This window comes from Enterocloster aldenensis, assembly GCF_003434055.1.
GTDB lineage: Bacteria > Bacillota > Clostridia > Lachnospirales > Lachnospiraceae > Enterocloster > Enterocloster aldenensis.
Genome location: NZ_QVEX01000006.1, coordinates 142,740 through 160,956, shown reverse-complemented (window position 1 = coordinate 160,956; position 18,217 = coordinate 142,740). Strand labels below are relative to the sequence as shown.

At 52.4% G+C, this 18,217-nt stretch carries 14 protein-coding genes; 13 read left to right on the top strand and 1 reads right to left on the bottom strand.

The window, feature by feature from the left end:
• Positions 1 to 169: 169 nt before the first annotated feature.
• Together DWX59_RS14225 and DWX59_RS29315 are read left to right on the top strand one after the other, a co-directional pair.
• Complete coding sequence (locus tag DWX59_RS14225) at positions 170 to 1,840, top strand: transporter substrate-binding domain-containing protein (RefSeq protein WP_235845066.1); 1,671 nt, start codon at positions 170 to 172, stop codon at positions 1,838 to 1,840.
• On the top strand, positions 1,841 to 2,344 hold the full coding sequence (locus DWX59_RS29315; protein WP_353626768.1) for a GGDEF domain-containing protein: 504 nt from the start codon (positions 1,841 to 1,843) through the stop codon (positions 2,342 to 2,344).
• Here the strand turns inward: DWX59_RS29315 and DWX59_RS14220 are convergent.
• Positions 2,313 to 3,221, bottom strand: coding sequence for an AEC family transporter (locus DWX59_RS14220; protein WP_117559882.1), 909 nt, complete (start codon positions 3,219 to 3,221; stop codon positions 2,313 to 2,315). The two genes, DWX59_RS29315 and DWX59_RS14220, sit on opposite strands and share 32 nt — an antisense overlap.
• A gap of 212 nt (positions 3,222 to 3,433) precedes the next feature.
• On the opposite strand from DWX59_RS14220, the gene DWX59_RS14215 reads away from it, so the two are divergent.
• From DWX59_RS14215 to DWX59_RS14165, 11 genes are all read left to right on the top strand, one after another.
• Positions 3,434 to 4,900, top strand: coding sequence for a D-alanyl-D-alanine carboxypeptidase family protein (locus DWX59_RS14215; protein ID WP_117559881.1), 1,467 nt, complete (start codon positions 3,434 to 3,436; stop codon positions 4,898 to 4,900).
• Positions 4,901 to 5,091: 191 nt separating this feature from the next.
• A complete protein-coding gene (locus DWX59_RS14210; protein WP_117559880.1) occupies positions 5,092 to 5,748 on the top strand; it encodes a precorrin-2 dehydrogenase/sirohydrochlorin ferrochelatase family protein in 657 nt (218 codons plus the stop codon).
• Entirely contained in the window at positions 5,741 to 6,646 is a 906-nt protein-coding gene (hemC, locus tag DWX59_RS14205; protein WP_117559879.1) for a hydroxymethylbilane synthase, read from the top strand. The genes DWX59_RS14210 and hemC overlap by 8 nt, the downstream gene beginning before the upstream one ends.
• A 1-nt stretch (position 6,647) precedes the next feature.
• Positions 6,648 to 8,186, top strand: coding sequence for a uroporphyrinogen-III C-methyltransferase (gene cobA / locus DWX59_RS14200; protein ID WP_117559878.1), 1,539 nt, complete (start codon positions 6,648 to 6,650; stop codon positions 8,184 to 8,186).
• Between the two features lie 122 nt (positions 8,187 to 8,308).
• Positions 8,309 to 9,751, top strand: coding sequence for a DUF4846 domain-containing protein (locus DWX59_RS29310; RefSeq protein WP_235845056.1), 1,443 nt, complete (start codon positions 8,309 to 8,311; stop codon positions 9,749 to 9,751).
• A gap of 83 nt (positions 9,752 to 9,834) precedes the next feature.
• Positions 9,835 to 11,214, top strand: coding sequence for a Wadjet anti-phage system protein JetA family protein (locus tag DWX59_RS14190; protein WP_117559877.1), 1,380 nt, complete (start codon positions 9,835 to 9,837; stop codon positions 11,212 to 11,214).
• Positions 11,214 to 12,002, top strand: a complete 789-nt coding sequence (locus tag DWX59_RS14185; RefSeq protein ID WP_117559876.1) for a DUF4194 domain-containing protein — start codon at positions 11,214 to 11,216, stop codon at positions 12,000 to 12,002. Before DWX59_RS14190 ends, DWX59_RS14185 begins: the two co-directional genes overlap by 1 nt.
• A complete protein-coding gene (locus DWX59_RS14180; RefSeq protein ID WP_117560054.1) occupies positions 11,956 to 15,354 on the top strand; it encodes an ATP-binding protein in 3,399 nt (1,132 codons plus the stop codon). The genes DWX59_RS14185 and DWX59_RS14180 overlap by 47 nt, the downstream gene beginning before the upstream one ends.
• A 95-nt stretch (positions 15,355 to 15,449) precedes the next feature.
• Entirely contained in the window at positions 15,450 to 16,808 is a 1,359-nt protein-coding gene (locus DWX59_RS14175; RefSeq protein ID WP_117559875.1) for a citrate/2-methylcitrate synthase, read from the top strand.
• A gap of 268 nt (positions 16,809 to 17,076) precedes the next feature.
• Positions 17,077 to 17,283, top strand: coding sequence for a DUF4177 domain-containing protein (locus tag DWX59_RS14170; RefSeq protein WP_117560053.1), 207 nt, complete (start codon positions 17,077 to 17,079; stop codon positions 17,281 to 17,283).
• Positions 17,284 to 17,460: 177 nt separating this feature from the next.
• Positions 17,461 to 18,207 carry a 5-formyltetrahydrofolate cyclo-ligase gene (locus tag DWX59_RS14165; protein ID WP_117559874.1) on the top strand — a complete coding sequence of 249 codons (747 nt, stop codon included), beginning with the start codon at positions 17,461 to 17,463 and terminating at the stop codon, positions 18,205 to 18,207.
• Positions 18,208 to 18,217 lie beyond the last annotated feature (10 nt).

Sequence of the window (18,217 nt, the reverse complement as noted above, 5' to 3'; positions counted from 1 at the left end):
AGGCCGTCAGCACTGGTTACGTAGCTGACGGCCTGTATTCTGTTCCTGTACCCATTAACAGATTGTTATTTTACGCCTTTTTGTACGAAATACTGGCATCCCCCCTGGTGCCATGTTATAATCTAGTTAATGATTTGCAGGAAAAATTATAACATGCTGGGTGGGTGGTATGAGGGAGCGCAGGAGATACATCAAATATATATGGATTACCGTTTTTTTGGCCCTGGCTGTCAGTGGGGCCTGTGCCTTTCCTGCCAGGGCCGCGGACAGGATACGCGTTGGCTGTGTGGATATAGGGAACTTTATCCAGATAGGCCCGGATGGGCGAGCTTATGGCTACGGGGCAGAGTACCTGGATAAGATAGCAGGGTACGCGGGATGGGAATACGAGTATGTACAGGCCTCATGGGATCAGTGCCTTAAGATGCTTAAGACAGGGGAGATTGAACTTCTCCTTCCCGCCGAGTACAGTGAGGAGCGGGCAAAGGATTATCTGTTCAGCAGCTATGAATGCTGCTTTGATTTTGTTGCCCTTATAGGACGCAGGTCGGATGAGCGCCTGTATTATGATGATTATGCAGGATTTGACGGTCTGCGGGTGGGTATGATAAAGGGCAACTACCTCAACGGCCTGTTTGAGGATTATGCAAAAACCCACGGCTTTACCTATGAAAGCGCACTGTATGACACGGGCACCCAGCTCATGGATGCCTTGGACAGTGAAAACGTAGATGCCATCATAAACGGCAACATGGAATTCAATGTCAATCAGAAGCTGCTGGCCAAGATTGACTATATGCCGGCGTATCTCATAACCTCGGTGAAGCGTCCGGACCTGATGGAACGGCTGGACCGGGCGCTCAAACAGGTCTTTATTGAAAATCCCTACTACTCAGCCACGCTCTACGACAAATATTACGGGGACATGGAGGCCCGGTTTGCGGAATTTACACGTGAGGAAATACAATTCATCCAGGGCAGCGGCCCCGTGACCGTGCTTATATCGCCGGACGATTATCCCTTTGAATGGTATGACAGGCAGGACAAGGCGTGCAGGGGCGCCTTTGTGGATTACATGAAATACCTTGGGAAGATAAGCGGCCTTCAGTTTGACTTCGTGCCCGGCGTTTTGGGCAGTTCCCTTAAGGACGGCGCTGCCATAGAAGACGCCCAGGCAATCATGGGCGTATTCAGGAACCGTCTGGACAATGAGGGGAAAGGCCTGTCCTATACTTCGCCGTATTACAGCTGCAGCTTCAGCCTGGTGGGCAAACGGGACGAGGCGCTGAACCTGTCCTCCCATCAGCGGATTGCCGTGGCGGAACAGGCGCAGGGCCTGCTGGAGCTGCTGCAGAAGAAATACCCCCTGTGGGAGGTGCTGACCTTTGAATCGCCGAAGGAATGCCTGAAGGCAGTGGAGGACGGGACCGCGGACTGCGCCATGATTTCCTCCATTAAGCTCTCAGCCGACCGGAACATGCTGGGGACCAGGCTCTTGGTGGTGGATGGAAACACGGTCAGCGCACCGGTGTACATGGCCGTGACAAAAAAGGCTGACCCGCTGCTGGTCCAGGTCCTCACAAAGACCATTGCCAAGGCCGGTTCCAGCCCCATTGATGAGGCAATCTACAGGACCGTCCTGTCTGCCGGGGAGCCCAAGGGATTCAGTTACTTTGTGCGCACCTATCCGGTACAGTTTGCTGTCACGGTGGTAGCCATATCGCTTATGGCCATGGGAATCATTTTCATAAGCTATGACAGCAGGCACCAGAAGCTGCAGAACCTGATCCTGCAGAAAAAGAATGAGGAGCTGAAGGCAGCCATTGCCATGCAGAAGTAGCTGCGCCGCAAAGCCCAGACAGACCTGCTGACAGGTCTGAAAAATAAAACCACCACAGAGGAGCTCTGCCGTGCCTGCATTGAGGATGCCGATGGAAAGGACCTTGCCCTTTTTGTCATGGACCTGGATGACTTTAAGCATATTAATGACGAACAGGGCCACCAGGCTGGCGACGCCGTGCTGAAAGCCTTTGGCGCAACCCTTCTGGGCTGCATCCGCCAGGACGATATAGCGGGACGGATTGGGGGCGATGAGTTCATGATGTTAATGTCAGGGGTAAAGGACAGGACCCAGGCGGCAGGGTCGGCTGCGCGGATTTATACGGCCCTTAAGGAGAATCCGGACTTTAACGCCACCTGCAGCATGGGGATTGTCCTTGCAAAAGGCGGGCAGATGTCCTATGAGGAATTGTTCCGGATAGCGGACGCGGCCCTGTATACTGCAAAAGACAGGGGAAAGAACCTGTACTATATCACAGAAACAGCATCAGAAGGGGTATCGTGACCAGGGACAGGATGGTGGTGGTGACAATGCACCGGGACGCATAGTCCTCATCGGCCCCGTATTTGGCTGCCAGAAGCGCGCTGGTGCTGCCTGCCGGCATGCCGGTAAGAATCAGCGAGACACCTGCCAGCATGGGTTCCACCTGGATGAGGTTAAGGATGAGAAGGGCCGCCATGGGCAGGGCGATGAGGCGGATGAAGGCCAGATAGAAAAGGCTGGGCTCCAGCAGCTGTTTCCATGGGACCCCGATCATCATGGTGCCGATTACCATCATGGAAAGCGGGGAGGTGACAGCGCCTATGTTGCCGATGGCAGTGTCCAGGAAACCGGGAACAGGAAAGCCGCTGATTCTTCGGGCCAGGCCCAGGAATACGGTGATGATACATGGATTCAGAAGGATATTCTTACATTTTGTCTTAAAGTCAGCGGTGGTGAACACGGCAAGCCCAGCGGTCCACATGAAGATACGGTTGGGGATGATAAAAATGGACGCTGCAAACAATCCGTCGGCCCCATATACCGAGGATACCATGGGCATTCCCAAAAAACCTGAATTATTCACCAGGGTGCAGTACTGGAGGATGCTTTTCTTGTCCTGGGGATACCTGTTATAGATTACCTTTCCAAGCACATAGGAAAGAATGGATATGCAGAAAGCCACTGCCAGTATCATGGCGGTCTGGATCAGGATCTGCGGGGTCAGGGGCTTGTTAAAGGAATTGAAGATCATGCAGGGAAGGGTTATCTTAAGAATCAGGTCCACCAGTTTCTTTTTGGTTTCCTGGTCAATGAGATGTATTTTCATGCAGTACATTCCGACTGCCATATAAACTAAAAGGATAAGCTGGGCATTCAGCATTTTTGTGAAACTTTCCATGATGCGGGTCCTCCGTGGTATCATTCATGGGCATGCCATGTCATTGCATACCTTACATGAGTATACCTCAGTTCATGCAGGAAAGCCAATTAGTTTTTTTGAGAGATAGGATAAGAAATTTTAATAGGACCTTTAATTGATTGACAGGGGACCCGGATTAAAATATAATCATGGGTAGGCTGTTTGATTCTGAAAAGATAGAAGAGGTACATATGCGTCGCTTATCATACATAATAGTAAGTTTAATCATGATATTAACAGTGTCTTCCATAACCGCTTTTGCAAGGCCTGACTGGCCCACGGACACAGGGGTACAGTCAGAAGCCGGCATTGTCATGGATATGGATTCAGGCGCAGTACTGTTTGCCCAGAACATACATGAGCAGAAAATCCCTGCCAGCATCACGAAACTGCTGACTGCCCTTGTGGTCATTGAGAACTGCGACAACCTGGATGCTAAGATTACCTTCTCCCATGATGCCGTATACAACGTGGAGTCAGGAAGCGGCAACAAGCTGGCCCTGGAAGAGGGGGATGTGCTGAGCGTCCGTGAATGCCTCTATGTGATGCTTCTCCAGTCCTCCAACCAGGCGGCCAATGCCCTGGCGGAATACATTGGCGGAAGCCGTTCCGGGTTTGTGGACATGATGAACCAGAAGGTGGCAGACCTGGGATGCCAGGAAAGCCATTTTGCCAATCCATCCGGCCTGAACGATGACACCCAGCGCACGTCAGCCTACGACATGGCCCTGATTGCAAGGGCCGCGTTCCAGAACCAGCAGCTTCTGGAAATCAGTTCCACCAGAAAGGCCTCCATCCCGCCCACCATCAACAATCCGGACGGAAGGACATTTTCCATGGAACATAAGCTGCTTATCACGGAGGACGGCAGCAGCGAGGAGTATTATCCGGATGCGGTGGCCGGCAAGACAGGCTGGACCTCCCAGGCTGGCCAGACCCTTGTGACCTATGCCAGACGCGGTGACAGGGGGGAGATTGCAGTCACCTTAAAAAGCACCCAGAAAACCCATTATTCCGATACGAAGACCATCCTGGATTTTGGCTTTGCCCGTTTCCGGAATGTGAACATAGCGGATAATGAGACAGAATACGTGACAGGCAATACGCCTGTTACCATTGGCAGTGAAACATATCAGCCCTCTGAGCTGTACATTGATAAGGCGGCCGTCATCACCATTCCCAATGAAGCCGGGTTCATGGATGCTGAAAAGGAACTGGTGACAGAACTGCCAAAGGACCATCCGGAAGGGGCTGTGGCCAAACTTGTCTATACCTATAACGAAAGGAAGATAGGCGAGGGATGGTTATTTACCACCAGGGCACAATCTGTGGACGCCGTTGCCCCTCCTTCTGAAGGGGAGGTCCCTGCCGGAACAGAGCCGTCCGGGGATGGAACGGGCCAGGATGCCCCTGATTCCAAACTGCCTGCTTCCTTTAAGCTGCCGGCACCCCTTCTGATGGCGGGAATTGGCGTCCTCTGTCTGGCAGCGGCTGTTGCCGGAGCCTGTTTCTGGTCTTTCAAACGCCGGAAAGCAGAGCTTGAGCGCCAGCGCCAGCTGCGGGAGAAACGCAGACAGCGTCTGGCTGACATCGGATTCACGGAAGAGGATTTTGAACGGATTCTGGAAGAGCGCAGACAGCAGCGCGACATGCGCTGACGGTAATCCGTTTTCAGACACACCCTGGGAATAAGGGGCAGGGCTGCGCTGAGAGACAGGAATATATGGACAGGATGCTGGATGACATGCTGGAATGAGACGCGGGCAGATGAAAATGGCTGCCTGGGTCTCATTCAGCGTCTTTGGCCGGATGGAGCACACCCAGGGTACGGACATGAATAGAAGGAGGTATGGATTTGGCTTATTTTCCGTTTTTTGCAGATATTGAGGGAAAGAAGTGGCTGATTGCAGGCGGAGGGGAGGTGGCCTGCCGCAAGGTGCGGGACCTGATTCCTTACGGGGCAGTTATCCAGGTGGTATCCCCCTGCCTTTCCCAGGGGCTTTTGGATATGGAACAGCGCAGCGTGTATGGGGACGCCCTGTCCGTGGCGCGGCGCGGTTTTGAAGACAGTGATGTTGAGGATGCTGATTTTGTGATTGCGGCAACCAGTGACACTGCATTGAACAGCCACATATCCTCCCTTTGCCGGATGAAACAGATTCCGGTCAACGTGGTGGACGTGAAGGAGGAATGTTCCTTTATCTTCCCCTCCATTGTCAGGGATGACCCTGTGGTCGTGGGCATATCCACCGGAGGGATGAGCCCTGTCATAGCCAGGTACCTGAAAGCCAGGATAAGGGAGGCAATCCCTGAGGGGCTGGGAGCACTGACAGCCAGGCTGGGCGGGTACAGGGCGCAGGTCAAGGCGCTGTTCCCCCATTCCCCTGCTGTCCGTTCTGCTGTTTTCTATGAACTGGCGCAGGAGGGCCTGGAACATGGCTGCTGCCTCACGGACACCCAGGCAGAGACTATCATAAACAGAAAGCGGGAACAAGAACATGAGTGAAATCATCCGTATCGGCACAAGGAAAAGCGCCCTGGCCCTGATACAGACCCATCTGATTGCAGATGAGCTGAAGCGGGCATGGCCTGACATAGAGGTGGAACTGGTCACCAAAGAAACGCTGGGAGATAAAATCCTGGATAAGCCGCTTCAGGAATTCGGCGGGAAAGGGGTATTTGTCTCTGAATTCGAACAGGCCATGAAGGAAGGCACCATTGACCTGGCTGTCCACAGCGCCAAGGACCTGCCCATGGACCTGGGCAAGGGACTGGCGATTGCAGCCGTATCCGGGCGCGGGGACCCCAGGGACGTGCTGGTGACCATGAAAGGCGCGCCTTGGGACAGGCAGCATATTGTGATCGGCACCTCCAGCCCCAGGAGACAGCTGGAAGCAGCGGAGTACCGCGGACAGCTGTGGCCTGGGGCCGGCAGCCTTACATGCGCCACCCTGCGGGGAAATGTCCACACACGGCTAAGGAAGCTGGAGCAAGGGCTTTATGACGGGATCATCCTGGCCGCGGCCGGTTTGGAACGTCTGGACCTTATGGAAAATCCTTCTTATGATTATAAATATCTGGACCCCCAGGTGTTCATTCCTGCCGGGGGACAGGGAATCATGGCGGTGGAGACCAGGGAGGGCAGCCATGCAGCCATGCTCTGCCAGGCCATTGACAACAGGGAAGGACGCCTGTGCCTGTGCCTGGAGCGCATGGTGCTGAAACTTCTGGACGCGGGCTGCCATGAACCCATCGGCATCTATTCCCAAATCACTGATGGAAGGATGAAGGTATGGGGAATCAGCAGGCCCGGAAACGTCACAAGGCAAATCAGCCTGGAGGGCGAAGTTACGGACAAAGGGCTGGAAATGCTTGCACAGCAGGCAGGAAGGGGACTGATGTAATATGGATAGATTGGGATGTGTGTATCTGGTAGGCGCCGGCCCGGGAGCCCCTGGGCTGATGACATTAAAGGGCAGGGAACTCCTGTCCCTCTGCGACGTGGTGGTTTACGACCATCTGGCCTCGGAGCGGTTCCTGGACTGGGTTCCTGAAAACTGCAGGAAGATTTATGTGGGGAAACAGGCAGGGCACCACTCCATGAAACAGGAGGAGATTAACGGCATCCTGGTTGAGCTGGCCCTGTCAGGCCGGACCGTGGTAAGGCTGAAAGGCGGGGACCCCTTTGTGTTCGGCCGCGGCGGGGAGGAAGTCCTGGCCTTGGAAAAACACGGGATTCCCTATGAGACAGTGCCCGGCGTGACCTCGGCAGTCGCTGTCCCGGAAAGCGCAGGGATACCGGTGACCCACCGGGCCGTGAGCAGGAGTTTTCATGTTATCACAGGACATACCCAGGCCGGCACAGAATGCCTTCCCCCTGATTTCGGGGTGTACGGCACCTTACCCGGCACCTTGGTATTCCTTATGGGGCTGGGGCAGCTGCCAAAGATTGTACAGCAGCTGATTGACAGCGGAAAGTCCCCCGACACACCGGCAGCTGTCATAGAAAACGGGACGCTGCCAGGCGAGCGGGTCATACGCGCCCCATTAGCCCAGATAAGCAACCGGGTCAGGGAAGCCGGGCTGGGAACCCCGGCTGTTATTGTGGTGGGGGATACGGCCGCATATGAGATGAAGTACAGGACCGAAGGCCCCCTTGCAGGCAAGCGGGTGGGGATTACCGGAACAGAGCAGTTTGCCGGGAAACTGGCAGCGGCCCTTTCGGAACAGGGGGCCCAGGTCTCCTGGCTGATAAATATGAAGGTGGAGGACCACATAGATGAAGCCCCCATGCAGACTGCATACAGGAACCTTTCTGACTATACATGGCTTGTGTTCACAAGCGCCAACGGTGTAAGGCTTTTTTTCCAGGGGCTTTTCAAAGACGGAAGGGATTACCGCTGCCTGGGCCATGTAAAGTTTGCGGTAATCGGGGACGGCACGGGCAGGGAACTGTCCGGGTATGGATTTAACGCAGACTATATGCCGGATACATACTGTGCGAAAGCCCTGGCAGACGGCCTGGTCCAGGTGGCTGGCCCTGGGGACCGGCTGCTGATTGCCAGGTCTGGAGGCGGTTCGCCTGTGCTTACACAGACACTTCATGACGCAGGAATCCGCTTTGATGACATTGTTCTCTACGAAGTGTCGGGCAGGCAGGCCAGTTCCTTTCGCCCGGAGCAGGAAATGCGCCTGGACTACATTACATTTGCCAGCGCGTCCGGGGTCAGGGCCTTTTTTGACTGTATGGATAAGGCAGGAACCGGGGATACGGCAGATAAAGCATTGGGGCCGGCAGGGAGTCTGAAGGATATACGGCTGGTCTGCATCGGCGCTGTCACTGCCCACGAACTGGAGCGTCAGGGATACAGGGCGGACATCACAGCGGGGCAGTACCATATTGAAGGCCTTGTCCAGGCAATCATAAAGGATTCATTTGTATGACCTGAAGTGATTTCTTTCATAACAAGGCCTACATTAAAACAATCGTCAAACAAATGAAATATTTTCCTAAGGAACATCTGCTAAAATAGTAAGAAACAGATTTAGAACAGGGAGGCAGAGGCTTGGGAGAGAGAAAAAGAAACCATAAGGCAAGACGGATTATCCTGGCAGGCATATTGGTCCTGTCCTGCATACTGACAGCGGCAGCTGTCTGGCTGACCAGAAAAGGGAAGGGGGCAAGCCAGGTCACCGGGGATGCCTATTATGAGGGCCGGTTCCCTCTGGAGGCATATTTTGATTACAACCAGGGGGACGACGACTGGGCCGGTAATTCCCTGGGCAGCGCCAGGGATACCATGGCGTCATCCGGCTGTCTGACCTGCTGCATTGCAGCGTCTTTAAAGGCCCAGGGGATATATGATCATACGCCGGGGGAACTGAACCGGATATTCAATGATAACGGGGTTTACAATGAAAACGGCGCCATCCTGTGGGCAGCCCTTGAGGAAGCCCTGCCAGGGGTTTATGTGGACCTGTCCGATGATACGTCCGCCGCTTCCATCAACCGCATGATAAGGGACGGCAGATACCCCATTGTCAAGGTAAGGCGCAAAAGCGGGGCCGTGCACTGGATCATGCTGACCGGTACCGAGGAGGAGGACTTTGACATCACGGCCATGGACCCCATTGACGGATATGTCCATCTGAGCGACTACTCGGACCTGATTTACGGGGTCAGGGTGGTATCCGCGAAAAAGGGCGCTGGGCGCCCGGACCATATAACGGCAGACAGTGACGAGGCCCATACCGCCATTCATCCGGAGGGGACATGCCTGGAGGAGCGTTTCCCCACTCCTGCCGGATACACAAGGGAAGCCGCGCCAGAAGGAAGCTTCCAGCAGTATCTGAGAAGGTATCCCCTGAAAGCGGATAAAAGCCCTGTGCTGCTTTATGACGGCAGCGAAAAGGGAAATCAGGGCGCGCATGAGGCCGTATTTGACCTGCCTGTCTTTGACAGCGACCTTCAGCAGTGCGCGGACAGCATCATCCGCATTTATGCGGAATACTTCTGGTCCACAGGGAATCAGGACAGGATTGCATTCCACCTGACCAATGGCTTCCTGATGGATTACCCCTCATGGCGGGAGGGGAACCGGCTTCAGGTGGATGGGAACCAGGTGTCATGGGTAAAGAAGGCATCCTATGATGATTCCTATGAAACCTTCCTCCTGTATCTGGAATATGTGATGATGTATGCAGGGACCCTATCCCTCAATGAGGAGTGTACCCCCATATCCCCGGACCAGCTTAAGGCCGGCGACATGTTCATCAAAGGCGGCAGCCCCGGGCACTGTGTCATGGTTGCCGACGTGGCCGTGGACGGGAATGGGGATGCCTGTTTCCTGCTGGCCCAGGGTTATATGCCTGCCCAGGAATTCCATATCCTCAAAAACCCGGCCAGCCCCGGGAATCCGTGGTATGATACCAGGGACCTGTCCTATCCCTTTTACACCCCTGAGTATGTGTTCCAGGAAGGAAGCCTGAAACGATGGGGAGGATTTTGATTTCTGATTGTCACATTTCCTGATTCCTGTTATAATAGTACGGAAAACCGCTGCCAAAAGCAGGTTGTTTCCGGAGGTTTAGGATGATACTTATGAATGAGATACCGGACCGGTTTTGGAGCTTGTTCCGCTCCATTAACCGGTCTACTTATATTGAGGCACTGTTAAAAATCAATGAGGAATACGAGTACAGCAACTATTTCCTGAGCAGGGAAATGTGTATCCAGCTTCTGGGCGAATATTTTTCCAGGAAGAAATATGTGCTCTGGCAGGATGAGACAGAAGATGACTGGGACACCCTTGAACCGCCCGCCACACGCGTCCTTAACTGGCTTCTAAGGAACGGCTGGCTCAGGAAAGTGGACGATTATGCCAATATGACCGTGAACATTGTCATACCCGATTACGCGGCCGTGATGATTGAAGCGTTTGCAAGGCTGACAAGCGATGAGGAAGATGAGACTGAAGTATACATCCAGAATGTCTATGCCATTCTATTTTCTCTTAAAAATGACCCCCGTTCCAGTATAACCCTCCTAAATACAGCCCTTGTCAATACAAAGAAACTGAACAAATCCCTGCAGGACATGCTGCACAATATGGATAAGTTTTTTGGAAGCCTGCTGGAGCAGAAAAATTACAGCAGTCTGTTAAAGGAGCATCTGGACCGCTATGTGGAGGAAATCGTCAACAAAAAATACCATATCCTGAAAACCTCGGACAATTTCTATCTGTACAAAACAGATATCAAGCGCTGGATTACCTCCATGCGCCAGGATGAGGAATGGACCAGGCACATGTGTTCCAGGGCCACGGGTTTCTTTGGCCGCAGACCGCCTGGTGTGACGGAGGCCCAGGTCATGGAGAAGCTGGACCAGCTGGAGCGGGGCTTCGATGATATTGAACACCGCATTGCCAATATGGATAAGGAACATACCCGGTATGTGAGGGCCACTGTCACACGGCTTAATTATCTCCTGAACCAGGAAGACAACATGAAGGGCCTTGTGATACAGCTGCTGAACCACCTTTCTGAATATGGCTGCACGGACCAGGACGTACAGGCAATCGGCAATAAGATGAACCTGTCCCAGCTGAATATCCTGTCGGAGAAATCCCTGTATAAGAAGCGCAGGACAAAATCAGATTTTAAGGAACAGCTCAGGGACGAGGACGTGTCCGAGGAGCTGTCCATGGAAGAGGTGCTGAACCTGAACAAGGTAAGAAACCGATACAGCAAAAAGGAAATCGAGGACTTTATCGAGGACAGGATGGAAAACGGGATCATGGAAGTTGACAAAGACACGGCGCGCAGCGATGAGGAGTTTGAGAAACTGATCCTGGCCTATGATTATTCCACCAGGCAGAAAAGCCGGTACACGGTGGAAAATCCGGAGCCTGAGATGATACATAACGGCAGGTACAGCTATCCGAGGTTTGTATTTGCAAGGAGGAAGAAGTAATGGCGCTTGAATACGGAATTGCCTATTATGATACTTTGATGCAGGAGGAGCAGACGCGGCTGACCGCGTCCATACGCCTTCTGCTTCACCAGACCTTTATCCTGGAACGCAAATTTGACCGCCGTTCCGGGCGGTTCCAGTATAACCCGGATTTCAGGGACTGCAATAAGCATCTGGAATTCATCCGCAGTTATTTTGCTGTCAGCGGGATTGAGGTCATGGAAAATACCCAGACAGGAATCATCTATATCCAGGGCGAGAACCTGATGGGGGATAAGCTGCCCAAACTGGCAACCCTGTACCTGCTGGTGCTGAAGCTGATTTATGATGAACAGATGGAAAGCGTGTCCACCAGCGTGAATGTGTATACCACCCTGAAGGAGATACACGAAAAGCTGGGGAACTACCGTCTTTTCAAAAAGCAGCCCTCGCCCACGGATATCCGGCGCGCCGTGACGCTGCTGAAGAAATACCAGATACTGGAACCCCTGGACCTGCTGGAGGATCTGAACAGTGAAAGCCGTATGATCATCTATCCCTGCATCAATGTGGTCCTGATGGGCGATGACGCGCGGCAGCTGCTGGCTTTCTTTGATGAAAGCGCGGAGGATGAGGGCGTACAGGTAAAAGCGGATTTGGATGAAGGGAGCCGGGAAAGACCGGCACAGTCCCTTGGATTGGACGACAGAGGAGGTGATGAGGATGGATCAGATGAAGATGGATCAGATGAAGATGGATCAGATGGAACCGGACCGTACGGAACCGACGGGGAACCGGACCGGGAATAAGGGCCGTTTCCTTGCCCTTTCCAGAATCTGCCTGAACAACTGGCATTATATCAGTAAGCGTATCCTTTCATTTAATGAGGACATTAATTTCTTCACCGGCCATTCGGGCAGCGGAAAATCCACTGTGATTGACGCCATGCAGGTCCTTTTATACGCTAATACGGACGGCAGGGGGTTCTTTAATAAAGCCGCGGCCGATGACTCGGACCGGAGCCTGATTGAATACCTGCGGGGCATGGTCAATATTGGTGAGAATAATGAATTTTCCTATCTCAGGAATCAGAATTTTTCATCCACCATTGTCCTGGAACTGAAGCGCAGCGACACCGGAGCATGCCAGTGCGTGGGGATTGTGTTCGATGTGGAGACATCTGCAAACGATATTTCCCGCCGCTTTTTCTGGCACAAAGGCCCCATGTGGGACAATGCATACCGCACCGGCAGACGCACCATGTCCATATCAGAGGTGGAAACCTATCTGCAGGAGCATTTCAACAAGGAGGAATACTTTGCAACCTCCCACAACGAACGGTTCCGCAGGGTGCTGTATGACACTTATCTGGGAGGACTGGATCCTGAGAAATTCCCCCTGCTGTTTAAGCGGGCCATCCCCTTCCGCATGAATATAAAACTGGAGGATTTTGTAAAAGAATACATCTGCATGGAGCAGGACATCCACATTGAGGACATGCAGGAAAGCGTCATGCAGTATGGGCGCATGCGCAGGAAGATAGAGGACACCTGCGCGGAGATTGAGGAACTGGCCGGTATCCAAAAGGCATATGACATTTACCAGGAAAAGGAACAGCAGCTGGAGAAATACGCTTATTTTGTGAAAAAGCTGGAAATCCTGAATCTTCAGTCCCAGGTAAAGACCCTGGCTGATAAACTGGCCATGGCAAAGGAAGACCTGAAACGCCAGGAGGACGCACGGACAGCAGTGGAAACACAGATTGCAGACCTGACCGGGCAGGGGGACAACCTGCTGCGGCGTATTGCCTCAACCGGTTATGAGGACCTGAAAAAACAGGCAGAAGCCCTGAACCAGCTTCTGGAGCGCCTGGGCAAAAGCGAGGCCAGATGGCAGCAGACCACCCAGGCCCTTAAGGCCTGGGAAGACGAGGATATCACCCCAAACCAGACCCTTTGGGATATTGAGGAATTTGAAAACCGCACCATTGACAATAAGACCCTTTGCCGCCTGAAGGAATCCATCGCCGACCTGTGCGCTGACACGGAAAAGCAGCGCCAGGAAGCCGCCGCACAAATCAGGGACCTGAAAAACAGGGAAAAGCAGACAAAAGACGAACTGGAAAAGCTGCGTTCCGGAAACAAGGCATACCCTAAATATCTGGAACATGCCAGAAGCTATCTGCAGCGGCGCCTGCTGGAAGAGACCGGTAAGGGCGTGGATGTCCATGTCCTTGCCGATCTGCTGGATATCAAAAAGGACCAGTGGCGCAACGCAGTGGAGGGTTACCTTGGCAGCCAGAAGCTGAGCCTTGTGGTCCCCCCAAAATATGCCAGGGCCGCCCTGGAAATATACGGGGAGCTGGACAAAAAAGAGTACTATAACGTAGCTGTCCTGGACACGGAAAAGCTGTCCCAAAGCCAGCCCGCGGTCCTTAAAGATGCCCTGTCCGGGGAGGTGTCGGTGCGCGAACCCTATATCCAGCCCTACATCGACCTTTTGCTTGGAAAAGTAATCAAATGCGCCACCACCCAGGAGCTTCGCCAGTGCAGGATTGGTATCACCGACAGCTGCCTGCTCTACCACGGTTTCCGGCTCCAGCACATCAATCCTGAAAATTACAGCAAATTTGCTTACATCGGCAAGGACAGTGTGAGAAAACGCATCCGGCTTCTGGAGCAGGAACTTAAATCCATGGATGAACAGAAAAGACCTCTGGAAGAAATCGTCCTCGGGTGCCAGCGCATCCTTAACCTGGAACGCCTTGGGTCTGAGCCGGAGGAATACCTGGAATGGTTAAAGGATATCGGGGCCTGGAATGAAAAGCAGCGTGAAAAAAAGCTGCTTCTGGCAAAGATTGAAAAGCTGAAGACGCGGGATGTGGACCAGCTGGAGCAGGAGAGGAAGGCGGTGGTAAGCCTTTGCGACGGCAAGAAGCGGGAGAGGGATGAGCTGCTCAACCGTATCCGGGACAAGGAAAATGAAATCAGCCGCTGCCAGAACGCGGCCATCAGCCTGAGCGGGACCCTGACGGACCAGGAACGGGACCTGGTGAAAAACAGCAGGCTGGACATGGAACTGGCCGGGTACCTGTCGGCCAAGGACCATCCCAGGTATGACAGGGAAAAGGAAAGCTATGTCACACGGTGCAGCCGGGTTTCAGAAAGCCGGGACACTGCGTTCCAGGACCTGATGACCATAAGGACCAACTACCTGCGCCGTTACCCCAACCGGAATTTCCCAGTCAACCATAAGGATAACGAGGCATATGCCCATCTCCTGTCCAGCCTGTCCTGCGACCATCTGGAAGAATACAGGCAGAAAGCAGCCGACCAGGCCCGGGCAGCCGTGGAGCATTTTAAAAATGACTTCATGTATAAAATCCGCAGCGCCATCCGGGAAGCCATGCTCCGGGGGGATGAGCTGAACCGTATCATCAGCCGCCTGGATTTCGGGAAGGATAAGTATCAGTTTGTCATCGGGCGCAGCAAGGGCGCGGACGGCAGGTACTATGATATGTTCATGGACGAATCCCTGGAAGTGAACCCGTCCGACCTGACGGATTCCTTTGATAACCAGCTGGACCTGTTCACCACCCAGCATGAAAACCAGTACGGGGTCCTGATTAATGACCTGATTAACATCTTCATACCGCCGGAAAACGCCACGCCCCAGGAGCTGGAGGAGGCTAAGCGCAATATGGATAAATACGCGGATTACCGCACCTATCTGTCCTTTGACATGCAGCAGCTGATCCAGAATGAGGATGAGGTGATTAAAATCCGCCTGAGCAGGATGATTAAGAAAAATTCAGGAGGAGAAGGACAGAATCCTCTGTACGTAGCCCTGCTGGCCAGCTTTGCCCAGGCGTACCGCATCAACCTCTCCCCCAAGCTGGAGCGCAATCCCACCATCCGCCTGGTGGTGCTGGACGAGGCATTTTCCAAAATGGATGCTGAAAAGGTGGCAAGCTGCATTGAGCTGATCCGCGGCCTTGGATTCCAGGCCATCATCAGCGCCACCAATGATAAGATACAGAACTATGTGGAGAACGTGGACAAGACATTCGTGTTTGCCAATCCCAATAAAAAGTCCATTTCCATTCAGGAATTTGAGCGGGACCGCTTCCAGGAACTGGTAAAAGATTTGGAAGAAGAATAGGAAAGTATTGCAATCATTGGAAAAATATATTAAAATAGTACCATTACTGATTTCATAGGAGGAAACTATATCGAAAACGGAAAGGAGCGATTTGCATGATTCAGACAAAGGAATTTATGGACAATGTAAGTCAGTGGGCAGATATCTGCCTGAATGATGAGAGGATTGATTTGGGGCTCTACGAGAAGTACGAGGTTAAACGGGGGCTCCGCGACAAGAATGGTAACGGTGTTGTGGCAGGACTGACGAAAGTGTCCAAAATTGAGTCCAACAAGGTTGTGGACGGGGTAAAGGTGCCCTGTGAAGGAAAACTATTCTACCGGGGTTATAACATTTATGATTTAATAGGCGGGGTAGTGAGGGACAACCGGTATGGGTTTGAAGAGATTGCGTATCTGCTTCTTTTTGGTGAATTACCTGGTGACAGCCAGCTCACGAAGTTCAGGGAAAGCCTGGCATTCAGCCGTACGCTTCCCACGAATTTTGTCAGGGACGTTGTGATGAAGGCCCCATCCAGGGATATGATGATATCCTTAAGCAAGAGTATCCTGACCCTGGCAAGCTATGATGACAAGGCATGGGATATCTCCATCCCCAATGTGCTCAGGCAGAGCATGATGTTGATCAGTGTCATGCCCATGCTGGCGGTTTACGGCTACCATGCTTACAACCACTATGAGAGGGATGCAAGTATGTATATCCACCGTCCGGATGAGAACCTGTCCACGGCAGAAAACCTTCTGAGGCTGCTGCGTCCGGATATGAAGTATTCCGAAGTGGAGGCACATGTGCTGGATCTTGCGCTGATCCTCCATATGGAGCATGGCGGCGGTAATAACTCCACCTTCACCACCCACGTGGTTTCATCTTCCGGAACCGATACATATTCCGTTGTGTCCGCGGCCCTGGCCTCCTTAAAGGGACCGAAACACGGCGGCGCCAACATCAAGGTGGTTGAGATGATGGCTGACTTAAGAAAGAATGTCAAGGATTTAAAGGACAGGGAGGAAGTGGAGGATTACCTGAAGAGGCTGCTTCACAAGGAGGCATTTGATAAAAAGGGCCTTATCTACGGTATGGGCCACGCCGTATACTCCAAGTCAGACCCCAGGGCTGAAATCTTCAAACGCTTTGTAAAACAGCTCTCAGAAGAAAAAGGCCGCGTGGAGGATTTTGAACTGTACTCCATGATTGAGGAACTGGGCCCCAAGGTCATCACCGAAGAGCGTAAAATCTACAAAGGTGTCAGTGCCAACGTGGATTTCTATAGCGGTTTCGTATACAGCATGCTGGATATCCCGGAAGAGATGTTCACACCAATCTTTGCAATTGCAAGGATTGTGGGCTGGAGCGCACACCGCATCGAAGAGTTAATCAATATGGATAAGATTATCCGTCCCGCATATACCAGCGTAATGCAGGAAGAAGTTTATAAGCCTTTGTCAGAGCGATGAGCAGAGGATAGCATGCCCTGGCACAGGGTGCGGTTTTTTGTGTAAAAAGCGTAAAAGGTCAGGGTCTGTCTGCTCCTGTGGGCGGAACCGGCCATGGATGAGGATATGGGAGAAGGATGTCCCGTATCCTCATTTTTTCTTCCAAAAAACAGGAATCATTCCTGAATCTATATACAATCTTTATACCCGCATCACAAATTCCAATGGTATCTTTATGAGCAATGCCATTATAATGAAGGCAAATATCATAAGAGAAAGAGCTGTTATTATGGGAAAATTTGATTATAAATTTGTGGAAGTCCCTTGTGACGGAAACTTGAAAAATGGTAATACGGAAACATTGGAACGGTGTAAGGAGATTATCATGAATGAGGCTGCCCAGGGATGGCGGCTGATTCAGATCATCAGCCCGGCCGGCGAGCGGAGGATGATAAGCGGCGGCTGCTATGAAATTGTATTGGAAAAGGAAAACTGAGGAGGTTTTCCTTTTTTTTGTTCTTATGAGGTTATATCTCCCCCTCCTTCCTATATTTTACAATCTCTTAATTTATGATTGACAAACCATAAAAAACATAATAATATTAGCTGTGTTAATAACAAGCGTGAATAATATGAGAAAAAAGAATAAGTACACAAAGGAGAAGAGAGGGGCATGAAAATGGATGCAAAAACAGCAAGGGTAAAAATCTGGGAAGAGTTACTTAAGGTGGCAAGGCCGGATTCCAAATTCAGCTGGCAGTTTTCAGAGTTTATCGCGGATTATGAAGGCAGTGACAAGGGCGCCGCACTGCTGGCGTCCACGGATATGTATAAGAACGCAAAGGTGATTTTCATAACGCCGGACAATAACCTGGAAAAGCTGCGTGAAACAGCATTCCGGGACAAGAAGACAGTTGTCATGACCAACTACGGGATTACCAGGGGATTTTTCCTCATCCGCCCTGAGTCCATCCCGGAGGGGAAGGAGGAGGTTGCCTCCCTGCTTGACGGTGTCTCCCGCTACTGGAAGCACCAGACCCTGGAGCAGTTAAAGGAGTCCGTGGGCCACATCGATATGCTGGTAACCGGCGCATCCGCCATCACGCCCAGCGGCATCCGTTTTGGCAAGGGACACGGGTACTTTGATTTGGAATGGGCCATGTTATACACCATGGGCATTGTGGATGGGACCTCTGTGATTGTAGGGGCGGGACATGACTGCCAGGTGGCTGATGTGGACGTGACGGTGGAAGAGTATGACACAGCCATTGACTATATCGTTACCCCCACCCGCATCATTGAGACGCGCCATGAGTTCCCAAGGCCCACCAAGGGAATCATCTGGTGCCGTCTTGCCCCCGGCATGAGGGAGCAGATTCCGCCGGTACAGGAACTGTGGTGTAAAGTACATTGCAAATAAGCAGGAGAGC